The organism is Arthrobacter sp. H35-D1, from assembly GCF_030063185.1.
In the GTDB taxonomy this organism is placed as follows: Bacteria; Actinomycetota; Actinomycetes; order Actinomycetales; family Micrococcaceae; genus Specibacter.
Genome location: NZ_JASISP010000024.1, coordinates 47158 through 63620 on the forward strand (window position 1 = coordinate 47158; position 16463 = coordinate 63620).

Sequence of the window (16463 nt, forward strand, 5' to 3'; positions counted from 1 at the left end):
GCTGAACTGCTTCTTGCAGTTCGGCACAGGCTTGAAACTTTTTAATGCCCTTGGTCGCTCTGGGTTGCCCTCAATGCCCCTGGCCACCGAAGTGTGGAGTCTCAGACATCCGGGATGTTGGCCAGGGCCAGCGCTATGTCAAGGTTGGGCATGTTGATCTGGGCATCGGCAGCTTCCCTGACGGCAGGCTGGGCGTTGAAGGCTACACCCAGTGCGGCTGCGGCCATCATGTCGAGATCGTTGGCGCCGTCGCCCAGGGCCATGCAGGCACCCGGGGAAATGCCCGCTTCGGCGCTCCACTCGCGCAGCTTTGCAGCCTTGGTGGCGCGGTCCACAACGGCACCGCTGACCTTGCCGGTAAGGTGGCCGTCAACGATCTCCAGGTCGTTGGCCAGTGCGTGGTCCAGGCCCAGCCGCTCGGCCAGGGGTGCCAGAATTTGGGAGAATCCCCCCGACACGGCAGCAACAACATGTCCTGCCGCCTTGGCATGTGAAACGAGCCGCTCGGCACCAACCGAGAGCTTGATTTTGGCCCCCACCTCGGCCAGCACGCTCTCCGGCAGGCCAGCGAGAGTGGCCACGCGGTGATGAAGACTTTCGGCAAAGTCGAGCTCCCCGCGCATGGCAGACGCCGTGACCTTGGCCACTTCGGCCTCCGTGCCTGCGTGGGCCGCCAGCAGCTCAATGACTTCCTGCTGGATCAGGGTGGAGTCAACATCCATGATGATGAACTTGCGTGCCGCGCTGCGCAGCGAGTCGGGCACAATGGCGGTACTGACGTCTTGTGCCCCGGCGGCAGCAATGGCTTTGCGCACTCGTGCCAGGCGGGCCGCCGCCTGGGCGTCACTGGTCCCGCTGGGGTTCAAGGAGCCCAGTTCACGCACCACGGCTTCAAACCCGGTGTGGTTTTCACGCCGTTCCGAGGCAATGGTGTAGCCGTGGTCGACAAGGACCACCCTGACCTCTTCGAGGGCTTCGGGGGAGAGCGTTTCGGCATAGCTGACTGCTGTAAATGTGGAGGGCATGCTCACGATTCTATCCATTGTCTGCTGTGCACCGACGATTCTCGTGCTCGCGCGTCATGTTCACCGCCCTTCCGGGCGCTCCAAAGGCAGGGCCGCCGGCTCCGGCAGGCCTGCCGCTATGGCCTGGAGTGCGGCCATGTGGCGTTGCAAGGCTTGGCGTCCTTGGGGCGTCGCCATCAGCCAGGTGCGCGGCTTGTTGTGGACATATCCCTTGCGCACCAAAACATAGCCACGTTGTGAGAGCACAGTCATGGACTTGCTCAGTGCCGAGTCTTCGGTTTCCAGCAGGTCCCGCAGTGTCTTGAAGTCAATTTCTGCTGGCTGCCCCAGCGCTGCCATCAGCGACAGCCTGATGGGAGTCATGAGGGCATCGTCAAGCTGGTGGCGGGGGTGGTTCCTTTCGGCGCCGGCTTTCAAGTCGCTTCCACCTCGACGTCCCGGAGGACGATACCACCAACGGTGAGGGGCAGCGCCCCAATGATCCCGGCTGCAATGGTCCATGGCAGCCACCCGGCGGAAGTCGGCGGACTGCCCATGCCCAGGGCGGCAGCCACGGCGGATCCCCCCATCACAACGGCTCCCACGGCGAAGGCCACCCAGTGTCCGGCTCGCCAGTACGAGGACACGTTGGCGAGGCCCCACTGCCGTCCAGTGAATGAAATTGCGACTGCGGCGAAGAGGGCCAGGACGAATCCGGCTGCTGCGTGCCAGCTCAAGCCAGCTGCTGCCGTTCCCGCGCCAAGGTAGAGGCCCATTGCGCCGGTCATCCACCGAACGATGCCCGGAGCGGTCCTTCCACTGGCGGCGGGCCGGGGCAGGAACGTTTTGTGTGCGTCCGGCTGCTGGACATGGCCAGAGGACCGCAGGACCCTCAGGGCGCCGAGCGTCATGGGACTAACAAGAACTGCTGCCACGAGTCCAAGCAACCACCACGGGGCCGTGTATCCGGCACTGACAGCTGCAAAGGCTGCGACCGGTCCCAGCAGGGCCGGGACGGCGGAGGCCACATGCCACAGCGAGATCCGCAGCACTGGCGCCTCGGGGAACTTGTTCCGGATGCCTTGCAGGAGTACTACGAAAGGGACTACGGGCAACAGCAAAAAGACCGTGTAGGAACTGCGAGAAGCTGCGGTCAAGTTCTCGTTGCCGAAGGCGGTGGCAGCAAAGAGCATCATGAACCCGGCGAGGAAGAGGAACGCGGCCAATGAAGCCCAAAGCTGAAGAATGGCAACCTTACGGTGGCCATCGGTCCTTGCCCGCCCCGTGGCGAACAACTTCGTCTCCTCGAGCATTTTTTGGGCCTGCTCGGGGGTCGGATTCCTGTTCGCCACGTCCGTCTCCTGCCTGTTCGTCCAATAATTTGGCTTGCATTGCCAAATCCATCTGTTTGCAGACTAGCATTAACTTTCCATGTGGAAAGTAGAGTGTCCAAGCGAGCTGGTTAGCGCTGGCCGCCCCTCGTGCCATAGGCTCAGTCCTTATGAGTGAAGTTTTGGGATTGGCCGGTGTCAGCGTGGTTCGCGGCACCAAAACACTGTTGGACAACATTGATTGGCGCGTTGCGGAAGGCGAACGGTGGGTGATCCTTGGGCCCAACGGGGCAGGCAAAAGCACCCTGCTGCAAATTGCCGGTGCGCGCATGCACCCCACCCGCGGCGTTGCCGGGATCCTGGACGAGGTATTGGGCGCCGTCGACGTCTTTGAGCTGCGCCCGCGCATCGGGGTGGCCTCCGCCAGCCTGGCGCACCAGATCCCGGAGAGCGAAAAAGTCCTCAACGTGGTTGTTACCGCCGCCTACGGAGTCACGGGACGCTGGCGCGAGGCCTACGAGCGCGACGACGAGCGCCGTGCCTTTGGGTTGCTCGATGAGTGGGGAGTTTCCACGTTCTTCAACAGGGCCTTCTCTTCCCTCAGCGACGGCGAACGCAAGCGTGTGCAGATCGCTCGCGCGCTCATGACCGACCCTGAACTGCTGCTCCTGGACGAGCCCGGAGCCGGCCTGGATCTGGCCGGGCGCGAAGGCCTGGTCCGGCGCCTCAGCGAACTGGCTGCCGATCCGATGGCCCCCAGTACCATCCTGGTGACGCACCACCTGGAGGAAATTCCTCCGGGCTTTACCCATGCGTTGCTTATGCGCGAGGGGGGCATCGTGGCCCAGGGCCCCATCGCCGAGGTCCTGACCGAAGACAACCTCAGCACCACCTTTGGCCTGCCGTTGGCCGTGACAAGCAGCGCCGGCCGTTACACGGCAACGGCACGCAGCTAGCCCGCCCCGCACCAGCTCGCCCCCGCACCGCTGCGGGCCAGTGAAGCCCAAAGAACCCGGTGAGGGGCCTGCATGAACGCGATTGAGTCATTCTTCATCCTGCTTGGCGGGCTCTGGGCAGGCACCATCAACACCGTGGTGGGCTCGGGAACCCTTGTTACGTTCCCTATCCTGATAGCTCTGGGCATCACGCCCGTCATGGCAGTTGTCAGCAACGCCATGGGCCTGATCGCCGGGGGAGTCTCCGGTGTCTGGGGATACCGCAGCGAGCTGCGCGGCATGAAGCACAACCTCCTGCGCCTCATGCCCGCCTCGCTGCTGGGCGGGGTCACCGGCGCCTACCTCTTGCTGCACCTGCCTGAAAAGGTGTTTCTGTATGTGGCGCCCATACTGATCGTGCTCGCGTTGCTGCTCGTGATCTTCCAGCCAAAACTGCAGCGGGCCATCAAGGCTCGCCGTGCCGGAGCCCCCTCGGCCCGTTCGCATGAAGTGCTCATGTTCGCGCTGATATTTCTGACCGGCGTCTACGGCGGATATTTTGTGGCAGCCCAGGGCGTGCTGCTCGTGGCCATTCTGGGCATCTTCATGAGCGGCACACTGCAAAACGCCAACGCCGTCAAAAATGTGCTGACCCTGACGGTCAACTGCGTGGCGGCCGTTTCCTACCTGATATTTGCCCCCGACAAGATCATCTGGATCGTCGTGGGCCTGATCGCCGTCAGCTCTCTGGTCGGCGGATTCGTTGGTGCAAAGATCGGCCGACGACTGTCGCCGATCGTCCTGCGCAGCGTCATTGTGACCCTTGGCCTGGTGGCTTTGTACTTCATGGCCATTAAGCTACTCGAGGCATGATCATCCCCATCGAGGACGCGGGCGATCCGCGCCTCAGTGACTACCGCAACCTCACCGATGTGCAATTGCGCAAAATCAAGGAGCCTGCCGAAGGACTGTACATTGGTGAAAGCAGCAAGGTCATCCGCCGCGCCCTTGCCGCGGGGCATGTGCCTCGTTCGTTTTTCCTGAGCGAAAAATGGCTCCCTGCGCTTGCCGACGTGCTCGGCGAATGGGACCACGTGCCGACTTTCCTTGGCACGCCGGGCATGCTCGAGCAGGTCATCGGATTCAACCTGCACCGCGGTGCCCTCGCAGCCATGGAGCGTCCGGCACCGGTCGACGTCGGGACGCTGCTGTCCGGTGCCCGCCGCGTTGCCGTGCTGGAGGACATTGTGGACCACACCAACATTGGGGCCGTTTTTCGCTCGGCTGCGGCGCTGGGAATCGACGCTGTCCTCGTCAGCCCACGCTGCGGGGACCCCTTGTACCGCCGCAGCATCCGGGTCAGCATGGGAGCCGTTTTCCAGGTCCCGTGGGCACGGCTGCCCGAGTGGCCGGCAGGCCTGGAATTGCTGCATTCGGCCGGATTTGCGACGGCGGCGCTTGCCTTGGCGGACGACTCGCTCACCATCCATGAGCTGGCCGCGCGCAACGAGGAAAAACTTGCCCTGATCCTGGGCACCGAAGGCGACGGGCTCAATGCCGCGACACTGGCAGCTGCCGACTTCTCCGTCATGATCCCCATGGCTGCCGGCGTGGATTCGCTCAATGTGGCGGCAGCCAGTGCCGTGGCCTTTTTCGCTACGCAATTTCCGCAGGCCAGCCGGTAGGGTGAAGGCATGAAGATTGGTGAGAAAGCCCAGGATTTCCAGCTGCCCGACCAGCACGGCAACCTTAGGAAGCTCTCGGAGCTGCTGGCAGCCGGTCCGCTGGTCATTTTCTTTTACCCCCTGGCAAGCAGCGGCGGCTGCACCAAGGAAGCCTGCCACTTCCGTGACCTTGAATCCGAGTTTGCCGCGGCGGGAGCATCCCTGGTGGGCATCAGCACGGACTCGCCCGCCAAACAGCTGGCTTTCGCCACTGAGAACCATTTTTCCTACCCGCTGCTCAGCGACACCAAGGGTGAGGTGGCAGACCAATTCGGCGTCCGGCGTCGTCTGCTGGCAAGGACGCTGCCCACCAAGCGGGCCACTTTTGTTCTCGACGGCGACGGCACACTCCGCTTCCAGGTCTCCAGTGAGACGAACATGAGCGTGCATGCCAATGAGGCGTTGGCCGCACTGTCCGGCCGGGCTTGGTGATTTCGCCGCGAACCGGTAAAGTTTCCAGCTGGACCTTGTGTCCATAACATTCATCAGTCTGGCAAAAACCAGACGATTACACTTTGAGGTTTACAGTGAAGCAGAACGCCCACCCCAAGTATGAAGCAATCGTTTTCAACGACCTGGCTTCAGGCACCAAGTTCCTGACGCGCTCCACCGCGACGTCCAAGAAGACCATTGAGTGGGAAGACGGCAACACCTACCCCGTCATCGACGTGGAAATCTCCTCGGAGTCGCACCCGTTCTACACGGGCAAGCAGCGCATCATGGACAGCGCAGGCCGTGTGGAGCGCTTCAACGCCCGCTTCGCAGGCTTCGGCGGCAAGAAGTAACTCTTCTTCCCCAGTATTTTCAAACAGGGCCCGCACCGTCTGGTGCGGGCCCTGTTGTCGTTTAACAACCCGGTTTTGGCTATCTGACGGATTGCCGGGGAAAATGAAGCCATGGCTTCTCAACTTCACGGTGAATACAAGGTCCACGGCGGCAAATTGGTGGTGGTGGACTGCTCGGTGGCGGACGGGGTGCTCCGGGACGTGCGCGTCAGCGGGGACTTCTTCCTTGAACCCGACGAGGCGCTCGAGGACATCAACGCAGCTCTCAACGGCCTGCCCGAGGACCTTTCCGCTGCTGCCCTGGCCGACGCCGTCACCGACTCCCTGCGTTCCGGGGCAGTGCTCTTTGGTTTTTCCGCACAGGCAGTGTCCATCGCCGTCCGCCGCGCACTGACACGGGCCAGCAGCTGGGTGGACCACGAATGGGACATCATCGCCCCCACCATCCTGCCGACCGCCGTCAATGTGGCGCTGGATGAGATTTTGACGGAGGAAGTAGGGGCGGGTCGGCGCAATCCCACCTTGCGCTTCTGGGATTGGGAGGAGCCCTCGGTGGTCATCGGAAGCTTCCAGTCGGTGCGCAATGAGCTGGACGCGGAAGGCGTTCAAAAGTACGGCATCAAGGTGGTTCGCCGGATTAGCGGCGGTGGCGCCATGTTCATGGAAGCCGGAAACTGCATCACCTACTCCTTGTACATCCCGCAAACCCTCGTGGACGGGCTCAGCTTCGAGGACTCGTACAAGTTCCTCGACGCGTGGGTGCTGGCAGCCCTTGAATCCATGGGAATTGAAGCGTTTTACATTCCGCTCAACGACATCGCCACCGCACAGGGAAAGATTGGCGGGGCGGCACAAAAGCGGCTCAGCAATGGCGCCATGGTCCACCACGTCACCATGAGCTACGACATCGACGCGGAAAAAATGGTCAAGGTGTTGCGCATTGGCAAGGAGAAGCTCTCCGACAAGGGCACCCGCTCGGCCAAAAAGCGGGTGGACCCGCTGCGTCGCCAAAGCGGACTGGCCCGCGAAGAAATCCTGCAGCGCATGTCCGCGACGTTCGTCGACCGCTACGGTGCACGCCCGTCCGTCCTCCGCGACACCGAACTGCAGGAAGCCCGGCGCCGGGTGGAGAGCAAATTTGGCACGGACGAATGGTTGCTGCGCATCCCATGAGTCCACACACTGAGCAAGGATCGGCCAAGGTCTCCCACTGGCCCAACCAGCCACCGGCTTCCTTTGCCTTCGTCATGGCCACGGGCATAGTTTCATCCGCGCTGCTCGATGCCGAGTGGCCGCTTGCCGCGGCGGTGCTGTTGTGGATAGCCGTTGCCGGCCTCGTGCTGTTGCTGGTGGGCTTGGTGGGTCGGATCATCCTCCACACGGCCGATGCTGTGGCGGACTTCCGCGACCCGCACAGGGGCTTCGGCTACCTGACAATGGTGGCTGCCATCAATGTGGTCGGCATCGGGTTCCATCCCGTGGCGCCGAGCGTGACCTGGATTCTTGCGTTTTCCAGCATTCCGCTGTGGCTGTTTCTGGCCTATGGGGTGCCGCTTTCCATGATGCTCCGGACGGAGATCGGCGAAAGCCTGCGTCCCCGTCTGCTGCCTGTGGACGGCACATGGTTCCTGTGGGTGGTCTCGACCCAGTCCCTGTCGATGGCCGCAGCGTCGCTGGCTTCCGGGGGCAGTTCGGTGCGCCTGCTCAGCGATGCTGCCGTGGCGTTCTGGGGCATTGGCATCATGCTGTACCTGACACTGACCACCTTGGTGATCCTGCGCCTGTTGACGGGCGGTGAAAACCTGGGCGGCATTGTGCCAACCAACTGGATATTCATGGGTGCCACCGCCATTACAGTTCTGGCCGGCTCCATGATCCTGCACCTGCCCGGGGAACTTCCCGTGGTGCACATGGCAGGGCCCACGGTGGGCGGTATCAGCTACCTGCTGTGGGCCTTCGGGCTGTGGTGGGTTCCGCTGTTGGTGGCGTTCGGTTTTTGGCACCATGTGGTCCGGCGCGAACCGCTTCGGTACACCACAGCGTTGTGGTCGATCGTGTTCCCGCTGGGCATGTTTGCCGTGGCCACTTTCAGGTTTGGGCGCGAAAATGAGATGCCGCTCGTGCAGTTCGTTGGACAAGGCGCCACCTGGATTGCCGTCTTCGCGTGGGTTGTGGTGGCTGGAGGCATGGCCATGGCCTTTCTGCGCTGGTTGCGGCGACTTTGGCATAGGCGCGTGCAGGCCAGGCGCCTCCCTGCCTAGCCTGCCACTTGGGCCAAGCACCTGTGGCCTGGGTTAAGCGCCTGCGGCCTGTGCCCGGAGCGCGCGGAGCAGGTGGTCGCGCTTTTCGAGCACGATCCGACGCAGCCCGTTGGCGGCGTTCGGGTGGCAGGCCAGCCAGGCATCCGTGCGAACAAGCACGGGGTGCGCTTCCGGGCTGGATCCCGCTGCAAGGTCCTGCCGGGCTGGGAAAAGTCCGCGAACGATTCGTCCGGAAATCTCAAGGCTCCGTTCATCCCAAACCCCTGCGATGGAGGCAAAGTAAGGCTCCACGAACACCTCGAGGGCTTCCACCGGGGCCATGTTGAACCCGGCAATGGTGGCGCTAAGCAGTTCATTGCTGAGGGCGTTCCCGGCAACTGCACCGTCCCAGAGCTCCTGCCTGCGCCCGGCATCCGGAAAAGCCGCCAGCGCAGTGCGACGGGCAGCACGGTATTCGGCTGTGGTCTCCGCCGCCAGTTCGCCGTCAAGTTCGGCAGTGCTCGCCGCACCGCGGGCAGACAGCGCCTGCCACAGAAGCCAGCGCAAGTTCCTGTCGACCAGCAAGCCATCGGGTACATTCACGCCGTCCAGGAGCCCGCGGAGGCGTGGTACCAAGGCGTCGCTGCTGCGTCCAAGGGCGGCCAGGGCACGGGCCCAGACAAGCTGTTCATCGCTGCCGGGCAGGGCACCGACCAAGTGGCGTTCGACGCCGTTTGCCAGGCGCTCTGCTTCCTCGGCCCTGAGCTGCGGGGGAGTGTAACGGCCCAAGGCGAAAAGTGCGTTGTCCACAAGGGTCTGGAGGAGGTTGATGTCCCTTTCCCCCGTGGTCTGCTCCACGACGGCTTGCAGGTAGCTGACGGCGGGCAGAATGCTATCGCGGCAAGCGTTCCACAGCGCGGACCAAACAAGGCTTCGGGCCAATGTGTCGCGCACAGTGCCCACGCCAGCCAGTGCCGTGGCGAGCGACCCGGCGTCGAGCCTGACCTTGGCATAGCTGAGGTCCTGGTCGTTGAGCAGGACGAGATCCGGGGCCGGCAGTCCTGCTGCGGCTCCCACTTCCGTCACTTCGCCCACCACGTCCAAAGGCAGCGAATGGCCGCGCACCAATCCTTCGCCGTCGTAGTTGAAAAGGCCGACGGCGAGGCGGTGCGGTCGCACGGACGAAAGGCCGGTGATGGGATCCACCGAATCCTGGCCGATGGAGAGGGAGGAAATGCGGCCGTCGGTGGTGGTAAGTGCAGGTGTCAGGGTGGACATGCCGGAAGTTTGCAGCCAATGGCCGGCCCAGGTGCCCAAATCTCGTCCCGAGGCGGTGCCCAGCGGGAGCAGCAAGTCCTGCAGCGACGTGTTGGAGTAGGCGTGCGCCTTGAAGTATTCGCGCGAGCCGGCGATGAAGGCATCACGTCCCACGTAGGCCACCAATTGTTTGAGCACCGAGGCGCCCTTGGCATAGGTGATGCCGTCGAAGTTGGCCTTGGCGGCTTCGAGATCGGGGATGTCGGCCACGATGGGGTGTGTGGTGGGCAGCTGGTCCTGGGTGTAGGCCCAGGCCTTGCGGCGGCTGGCGAACAAGGTCCAGGACTTCTCCGCCCAGGGGGTGGCTTCGGCGACGGCCAAGTGGCCCATGTAGTCGGCGAAGGACTCCTTTAGCCACAGGTCGTCCCACCAGCCCATCGTGACAAGGTCGCCGAACCACATGTGCGCCATCTCGTGCATGATGGTGGTGGCACGCAGTTGGTACGCGGTGTCGGTTGCGCGTGAGGCGTGAATGTAGGATTCCGTGAACGTGACGAGACCCGGGTTTTCCATGGCGCCCAGGTTGTATTCGGGCACGAAGGCTTGGTCGTACTTGCCGAAGGGGTAGGGGTGGTCAAAGAGTTCGTTAAACCACGCCAGACCGGCCTTGGTGACTGTGAAGATCTCCGCCGCATCGAAGTGCGGGGCCAGGGACGCACGGCAATAGGCTGCCAACGGGATGTCGAGGTGCTGGCCGGTGTGTTCACTTTCGGGACCGAAAACCATGGAGAAGTGGTCTTCGGCCTTGAAGTACGGCCCTGCCAGAACTGTTGTGATGTAGGTGGAAATGGGCAGGGTGGGGGCAAAATCCCAGCGCAAGATGCCCTCCGCCTGCTCGGTGCCCTGGGCCGGCGATTGGTTGGAGGCGACCTCCCAGCCGGCCGGTGCCGTGACGTGGAAGGTGAAGGGTGCCTTCAGGTCGGGCTGTTCGAAGTTGGCAAAAACCCGGCGTGCGTCGGCCGGTTCGTACTGGGTGTAGGTGTACACCTGCCCGTCGCTGGGATCCTGAAAACGGTGCAGGCCTTCCCCTGAGGTGGAATAGGCGGCCGTGGCATCAACCACCACCTCGTTCTCCGCGGCCAGGTTGGGCAAGTGGATCCGGGAACCGTCAACCACTTCGGCAACATCCAGCTCCGCGCCGTTCAGGACCACAGACTCAACGCTGAGCCCAATGAAGTCAAGGAACGTTGCCGGGGCGCCGGAAGCGGAGCCAACCTCTCCGGACGGATCTGCTGAAAAGATGATGCTGCTGCGAGTAGGGAATCCCGCGACGGTGAGGTCCCCGGCGCGGCTCAGATCGAGTCCGACGTCGTACTTGTGGACAGTGATGAGGGACTTGCGGGCTGCGGCTTCACTGCGCAGCAGATTAAAGTTCGGCACCGCTTCATTCAATCACGGCTTGCAGGCGGTGTGGCCACGCCCGTTGGTGGCCTGTACCTGCTGTGCCTGCTGTGCTTGCTGTGCCTTCCGACACTCAGGACTTCCCCGGACTCCCGAAACTCTGGACTTCCTCTGCCGGCTACGCCGACATCAGGTGAACCGCGCCAAACGCCAACGCCGCGATCAGCGCCCAAGCGCACATGGCCATGACGGTGGCGCGCAGGCCGGTGTTGAGCAGTTCGCGCACCCGGACACTGGAGCCGAGCCCAAAGAGCGCAGCGCCAAGGGCAATGTCCTGGGCCAGGGCACCTGCCTCGATGACGCCGTCGGACATCCAGCCTGTGGTGCGCAGGGCGGCCATGAGCAGGAAGCCAACCACGAACAGCGGAACGACGGGTGGGAAACGCGGGGCTGCCGCGGCCTCGGGGCTGCCCGACTCCAACAGGGCCAGCGCCCGCGCATGACGCTTGCGTTCAATCGCCCCGGCCACGCCCACAATGGGCGCCAGGAGCACCACGCGCGTCAGCTTGACCACCACGGCGGCGCTCAGGGCAACGGCGCCGGCAGTCTGGGCCGTCGCCACCACTTGTCCCACGTCGTGGACGCCGGCGCCCACCCATTGGCCAAAGTGCAGGGTGGAGAGGCCCAGCGGATGCATCAGCAGCGGCAACACGCCAATGGCGAGTGTGCCGCAGAGTGTCACCAGGGCCACGGGAAGCACGGTGTCTTCGTGTTTGGTGTTCTTCACAGCCGCCATGGCGCCAATGGCGGAGGCACCGCAGATCGAGAAACCGGTGGCAATCAACAGGGGAGTGTCGCCACCGAGCTTGAAGAGCTTGCCCAAGGCGAACGTGCCGGCAAAACTCAGCAGTACCACGGCAATGATCAGGGCCACACTGATCCAGCCCAGGTCCATGATGTCGCCCAGGCTGAGCTTGAGGCCCAGGAAGACGATGCCGGCGCGCATGAGGTGTTTGCCGGCGAAGTTCAGTCCCGGCCGCAGCGGCCCCTGGCACCATTGCGAGGTGACTGGCACGTTCGCGGCTGCAATGCCCAGGACAACGGCGATGGTCATCGAGGGAAGCGCCGGGACGACGGTGTGCAACAGCAGGGAGACGGCGACTGCGGCAAGGGCCGCTGCCAGGCCGGGCGCCAGATCGTGCACCGTGGTTTTCTGGGTCCCGTTGGTGACGGGACCGGCGTCGGGCTTCACCATGGGCTCACCTTGTAGTCCTTCAGGAAGACGCCGAACTGGTCTTCGCCGGATTCGCCCATCACGATGGGGTCGTAGACGCGGGCGGCTCCGTCCACAAGGTCCAAGGGCGCGTGGAAGCCTTCTTCGGCCAAGCGCACCTTGGTGTAGTGCGGGCGTTCGTCGGTGATCCAGCCGGTGTCCACGGCCGTCATCAGGATTCCGTCCGCCTCGAGCATCTCCTTGGCGCTGGTTCGGGTGAGCATGTTCAGCGCGGCCTTGGCCATGTTGGTGTGCGGATGTCCGGGGCCCTTGTATGCGCGAGAGAACTGTCCTTCCATGGCCGAGACATTGACAATGTACTTGCGGCGGGCGTTCGAGGCATGCATGGCCGGGCGGAGCCGGGACACCAGCAAGAACGGTGCCGTGACGTTGCACAGCTGAACTTCGAGCATTTCCAGCGGGTCGACCTGGTCAACCACCTGCGTCCAGCTGTTGATGCTTGCAAGATCGGGGACCAGGCCGCCGGCGTCGATGGCAGTCCCAGCCGCAATGCGGTCAAGGGACGCCGAACCCATGGAAAGTGCCAGGGCAGCGATTTCATCGCCGGCCAGCTGGGGGTTTTCCATCATTTGGGTGGCCAGGGCCAGCGGGTGCTTGTCGTGGGCGTGGCCGAAGGTGACAAGTTCAGGCACGGGGGAGTGGGTGGGGAGATCTTCGAGTTCGGCATCCACCAGCGGCTTGTACGCGTTTCCTGTTCGGCGAACGGTCTGAGCGGCATTGTTGATGATGATGTCAAGGGGGCCGGCTTCGTTGAGCGAGTCGGCCAAGGCCACAACTTGGCTGGGGTCGCGCAGGTCGATGCCGACAACCCGGAGACGGTGCAGCCACTCGCTGCTGTCTTCCATGGCTGCGAAACGGCGGGCTGCGTCCTTGGGGAAGCGTGTGGTGATGGTGGTGTGGGCGCCGTCGCGCAGCAGCCGCAAGGCGATGTACATGCCGATTTTGGCACGTCCGCCGGTCAGCAGCGCCCGCTTGCCGGAAAGGTCGGTGCGGGCATCGCGCTTGGAATGGTTGAAGGCCGCGCAATCCGGACACAGCTGATGGTAGAACGCATCAACCTGGGTGTAGTGCTGCTTGCAGATGTAGCACGGGCGGGAACGCAAAAGCGTTCCCGCCGTGTCGCCCGTTGCTGACGGTTTGAGCTTGTTTCCCCGGGTTTCATCATCGATGCGATCCGGAGCCGCCGTCGCGGTCTTTGCAATGACCGCCCGGTCAGCGTCATTGACCGCGTCCCGCTTGGCGGTCCGGCGGTAGCGTTTGACGGCTTTGAACATCTTTCCCGTGGCCCTGCGGACCTTTATGTAGTCGGGATGTTCTTCATCGTAGACATGGATGTTCTCCAAGACTCTCAAACACTGTTGAATCTCTTCGGGGGTAAAATCTGCGGCAGTCACTGGACAATTTTAGCCCTTCCGGCAGGAACGGCCTACCTGGTTGCGCTGGCCCTCTCCTCCACGGCAGTTTCTGCCGTTTCCTGTTCAACTTCGGTAGTCTCCCGCGTATCGCCGCGGGTGTCTATGGCATCGAGAAATTGGCCCTGGATTTTAGCGATGGTTCTCTTGGCCAAGGCCCGCTCGGCTTCATCCGGAGCCGACACCACCTGCCCCTTGCTCAAGACGGTCAAGCCCGACTCGGTGATAACAAAGCCCCGAGCCCTGTCCAGCTCCACGTCCACGCCGATGGTCGCCCCGGCAGGGATCTTCACGTTTTTGTCAATGATGGCCTTGCGCACCATGGCGCCTTCGCCAACGGTGACCCGGTCCATCAGCACGGAGTCTTGCACCAGGGCACCATTGCCGACGTAGACATCGGTGGATAGCACGGATGTGTCCACGATACCGCCTGAAACGACCACTCCCGATGCGACGATTGAGTCCAGTGCAGTGCCCACGGAGTTGTTCTCGCCGTGGACGAACTTCGCCGGTGCGGACAGCGTGTTGCGGGTGTAGATGGGCCAAGCCGTGTTGTAGAGGTTGAATATGGGCAGCGGGGAGATGAGGTCCATGTGTGCGTCGTAGTACGAATCGATGGTCCCCACGTCACGCCAGTAGTTTCTATCCCTGTCTGTGGCCCCGGGGATGTCATTGGTGGAGAAGTCGTAGACGAAGGCTTCGCCGCGTTCCACAAAGTGCGGGATGATGTCCCCGCCCATGTCGTTCTTCGTGTCGCTCTTGGCTGCGTCCAAGTCAAGCGCCTCGACCAGGGCGTCGGTGTCGAAAACGTAGTTGCCCATGGAGGCAAGGAACTGGTCGGGAGCATCCGGCAAACCGGGCGTGGTGTCCGGCTTTTCCACAAAGGCTGAAATTTTGTGGGCGCCAATTGCGCCGGGAATCTCGGCATTGTCAATTTCAATGACACCGAACTGGTCTGCCATGTCCAGCGGCTGGCGCACGGCGGCAACGGTTGCCCTGGCGCCGGACTTGATGTGGCTTTGCACCATCTGCTCAAAATCCATGCGGTAGACGTGGTCCGCGCCAACCACCACCACGATGTCTGGTTCGGCGTCAACGATCAGGTTCATTGACTGGTAGATCGCGTTGGCACTTCCCAGAAACCAGCTCTTGCCGCGTCGCTGCTGGGCAGGGACGGAGGCAACGTAGTTGCCCAGCAGCGTTGACATCCGCCATGTTTCAGAGATGTGGCGGTCCAGGCTGTGTGACTTGTATTGGGTCAGCACAACCATTTTCAGATAACCGGAATTGGCCACATTGGATAAGGCAAAATCAACCAGGCGGAACCCGGCAAAGGGCACCGCAGGTTTGGCCCTGTCCGCTGTCAACGGCATCAATCGCTTACCCTCGCCACCTGCTAGTACGATCGCCAAGACTTTTTTTACTGACATGATCCACCCTCCGCCAGCTTTATTTTTGCATTTGGTTGTGACCTCCGAGGGTCACAACAACTTCACACTAGAACAAATGTGTCCCGACAGACTACCTTGTGAGTGTGCGTATAGATATTGTGACAAAGGAATTTCCGCCCGAGATTTATGGAGGGGCCGGTGTGCACGTCGCCGAGCTCAGCCGTGTGCTCGCTGCGAAGGCTGATTTGCGCGTCCATGCGTTCGGAAAAGATAGGGAAAAGGATTTCCACGGGGCCACTGTTGCCTCGTATGAACCCCTTCCTGAACTTTCCGGTGCAAACGCCGCCATTCAAACGCTGGGGGTGGATTTACAGATCGTGCCTGCGGTTGCGGGTTCCGATCTTGTGCATTCCCACACTTGGTACGCGAACATGGCCGGCCATATTGCCGCTCTGATGCATGGCATTCCGCATGTGCTCAGCGCCCACAGCCTAGAACCGTTGCGTCCGTGGAAGGCCGAGCAGTTGGGCGGCGGTTACACCGTTTCTTCATGGGTGGAGAAGACGGCTTATGAAGGCGCCGCAGCCATCATTGCCGTGTCCGACGGTATGCGCCAGGACATTCTGCGCAGCTACCCCGACGTGGATCCGGCCAAGGTCAAGGTCATTCACAACGGTATTGATGTTTCCGAGTGGCAGCGGGATGAGAAGGACGACGTCGTCCGGTCCCTCGGGATTGACCCGGACCGTCCCAGCGTCGTTTGGGTTGGAAGGGTGACGCGCCAGAAGGGCGTGCCGTACCTCTTGAAGGCAGCGGCAGCTCTTCCTCCCGAGGTTCAACTGGTCCTGTGCGCAGGTGCTGCGGACACCCCCGCACTTGGTGCCGTGGTCAACGAACTGATTGAGGGGCTAAAGGCTCAGCGTGACGGCGTTGTTGTCATCGAAAGAATGCTTCCTCGTGCCGAACTGATTCAGGTGCTCAGCCACGCAACTGTGTTTGCCTGCCCCTCAATTTATGAGCCCTTGGGCATCGTGAATCTGGAGGCCATGGCGTGTGGCGCAGCTGTGGTCGCAAGCGCTACAGGCGGCATCCCCGAAGTGGTTGCCCACGGCGAGACGGGTTTGCTGGTCCCATTGCAGCAGGTCGGCGACGGAACAGGCACACCACTGGATCCAGAGAAGTTCGTTGCGGATTTTGCCGCCGCGATGATTGAGGTTGTGAACGATCCCGCCCGTGCCCGTGCCATGGGTGAAAATGGTCGGCAGCGCGCCTCGGATCATTTCTCGTGGGAATCGATTGTCGAGCAAACCTTGGAAGTGTACAAAAGCGTACTTTCAGAGAATTAAATTTCTCTGATCCGCAAGTAATTGGCATCTAATTCGTATCTAATTATTTGCGTGTTCTTTGTGAAGGCCCTGATCCATGGATCAGGGCCTTCACTGACTTAACGCTGCTCGAACTTAACTCCGTTCTAAGCATTTGCTGCTTGAATTTCCAGTCACCATGGGTTTGGGTTGTTGGTTGGTTTTTTGGGGAGGCCGTGGTGGTAGTGGTTGCGGCGTGGTGTTTGTTGGGGGTCCAGGAGGTAGGGGGCGGTGTAGTGGGGTGTGCCGTGGATGAGGGTGGCGTTCCAGTTGCTGTTGTGGAGCAGGGTGTGGTGGTGGCTGCAGAGCAGGCAGGCGTTGTCGA

15 protein-coding genes and 1 pseudogene are annotated in these 16463 nt (G+C 62.3%); 8 read left to right on the forward strand and 8 right to left on the reverse strand.

Annotation, left to right across the window (positions count from 1 at the left end; genetic code table 11):
* Positions 1 to 101 precede the first annotated feature (101 nt).
* The 3 genes from serB to QMG25_RS17550 are packed head-to-tail and all read right to left on the reverse strand — an operon-like array spanning position 102 to position 2356.
* Complete coding sequence (gene serB, locus QMG25_RS17540) at positions 102 to 1025, reverse strand: phosphoserine phosphatase SerB (RefSeq protein ID WP_283462352.1); 924 nt, start codon at positions 1023 to 1025, stop codon at positions 102 to 104.
* Between the two features lie 60 nt (positions 1026 to 1085).
* Complete coding sequence (locus QMG25_RS17545) at positions 1086 to 1388, reverse strand: winged helix-turn-helix domain-containing protein (protein WP_283462353.1); 303 nt, start codon at positions 1386 to 1388, stop codon at positions 1086 to 1088.
* Between the two features lie 50 nt (positions 1389 to 1438).
* A complete protein-coding gene (locus QMG25_RS17550) occupies positions 1439 to 2356 on the reverse strand; it encodes a hypothetical protein (RefSeq protein WP_283462354.1) in 918 nt (305 codons plus the stop codon).
* 149 nt (positions 2357 to 2505) lie between these two features.
* On the opposite strand from QMG25_RS17550, the gene QMG25_RS17555 reads away from it, so the two are divergent.
* The 7 genes from QMG25_RS17555 to QMG25_RS17585 all read left to right on the forward strand — a co-directional run bounded on the left by QMG25_RS17555 (position 2506) and on the right by QMG25_RS17585 (position 8040).
* Positions 2506 to 3291 (forward strand): ABC transporter ATP-binding protein, encoded by a 786-nt coding sequence (locus QMG25_RS17555; RefSeq protein WP_283462355.1) that lies wholly within the window; start codon positions 2506 to 2508, stop codon positions 3289 to 3291.
* Between the two features lie 72 nt (positions 3292 to 3363).
* A complete protein-coding gene (locus tag QMG25_RS17560) occupies positions 3364 to 4143 on the forward strand; it encodes a sulfite exporter TauE/SafE family protein (RefSeq protein ID WP_283462356.1) in 780 nt (259 codons plus the stop codon).
* Positions 4140 to 4955 (forward strand): TrmH family RNA methyltransferase, encoded by an 816-nt coding sequence (locus tag QMG25_RS17565; protein WP_283462357.1) that lies wholly within the window; start codon positions 4140 to 4142, stop codon positions 4953 to 4955. Before QMG25_RS17560 ends, QMG25_RS17565 begins: the two co-directional genes overlap by 4 nt.
* Before the next feature lie 9 nt (positions 4956 to 4964).
* Positions 4965 to 5426 (forward strand): peroxiredoxin, encoded by a 462-nt coding sequence (locus tag QMG25_RS17570; RefSeq protein WP_283462358.1) that lies wholly within the window; start codon positions 4965 to 4967, stop codon positions 5424 to 5426.
* A 95-nt stretch (positions 5427 to 5521) separates the two neighbouring features.
* On the forward strand, positions 5522 to 5779 hold the full coding sequence (locus QMG25_RS17575; protein ID WP_283462359.1) for a type B 50S ribosomal protein L31: 258 nt from the start codon (positions 5522 to 5524) through the stop codon (positions 5777 to 5779).
* Positions 5780 to 5890: 111 nt separating this feature from the next.
* On the forward strand, positions 5891 to 6952 hold the full coding sequence (lplAB, locus tag QMG25_RS17580; RefSeq protein ID WP_283462360.1) for a lipoate-protein ligase LplAB: 1062 nt from the start codon (positions 5891 to 5893) through the stop codon (positions 6950 to 6952).
* Positions 6949 to 8040: a tellurite resistance/C4-dicarboxylate transporter family protein gene (locus QMG25_RS17585; protein ID WP_283462361.1), complete on the forward strand. Its 1092-nt coding sequence runs from the start codon at positions 6949 to 6951 to the stop codon at positions 8038 to 8040. The genes lplAB and QMG25_RS17585 overlap by 4 nt, the downstream gene beginning before the upstream one ends.
* Before the next feature lie 33 nt (positions 8041 to 8073).
* Here QMG25_RS17585 and pepN read toward each other — a convergent pair whose 3' ends face one another.
* The 4 genes from pepN to glgC form a co-directional block, all read right to left on the reverse strand.
* Positions 8074 to 10716: an aminopeptidase N gene (gene pepN, locus QMG25_RS17590; RefSeq protein ID WP_283462362.1), complete on the reverse strand. Its 2643-nt coding sequence runs from the start codon at positions 10714 to 10716 to the stop codon at positions 8074 to 8076.
* Positions 10717 to 10855: 139 nt separating this feature from the next.
* Complete coding sequence (locus QMG25_RS17595; protein ID WP_283462363.1) at positions 10856 to 11932, reverse strand: YeiH family protein; 1077 nt, start codon at positions 11930 to 11932, stop codon at positions 10856 to 10858.
* A complete protein-coding gene (locus QMG25_RS17600) occupies positions 11926 to 13365 on the reverse strand; it encodes an SDR family NAD(P)-dependent oxidoreductase (RefSeq protein WP_283462364.1) in 1440 nt (479 codons plus the stop codon). Before QMG25_RS17600 ends, QMG25_RS17595 begins: the two co-directional genes overlap by 7 nt.
* A gap of 32 nt (positions 13366 to 13397) precedes the next feature.
* Positions 13398 to 14813, reverse strand: coding sequence for a glucose-1-phosphate adenylyltransferase (gene glgC / locus QMG25_RS17605; protein ID WP_349307156.1), 1416 nt, complete (start codon positions 14811 to 14813; stop codon positions 13398 to 13400).
* A 104-nt stretch (positions 14814 to 14917) separates the two neighbouring features.
* On the opposite strand from glgC, the gene glgA reads away from it, so the two are divergent.
* A complete protein-coding gene (gene glgA, locus QMG25_RS17610; protein WP_283462365.1) occupies positions 14918 to 16120 on the forward strand; it encodes a glycogen synthase in 1203 nt (400 codons plus the stop codon).
* 152 nt (positions 16121 to 16272) lie between these two features.
* Here glgA and QMG25_RS17615 read toward each other — a convergent pair.
* Positions 16273 to 16463, reverse strand: a pseudogene (locus QMG25_RS17615) (hypothetical protein); the annotation flags it as partial.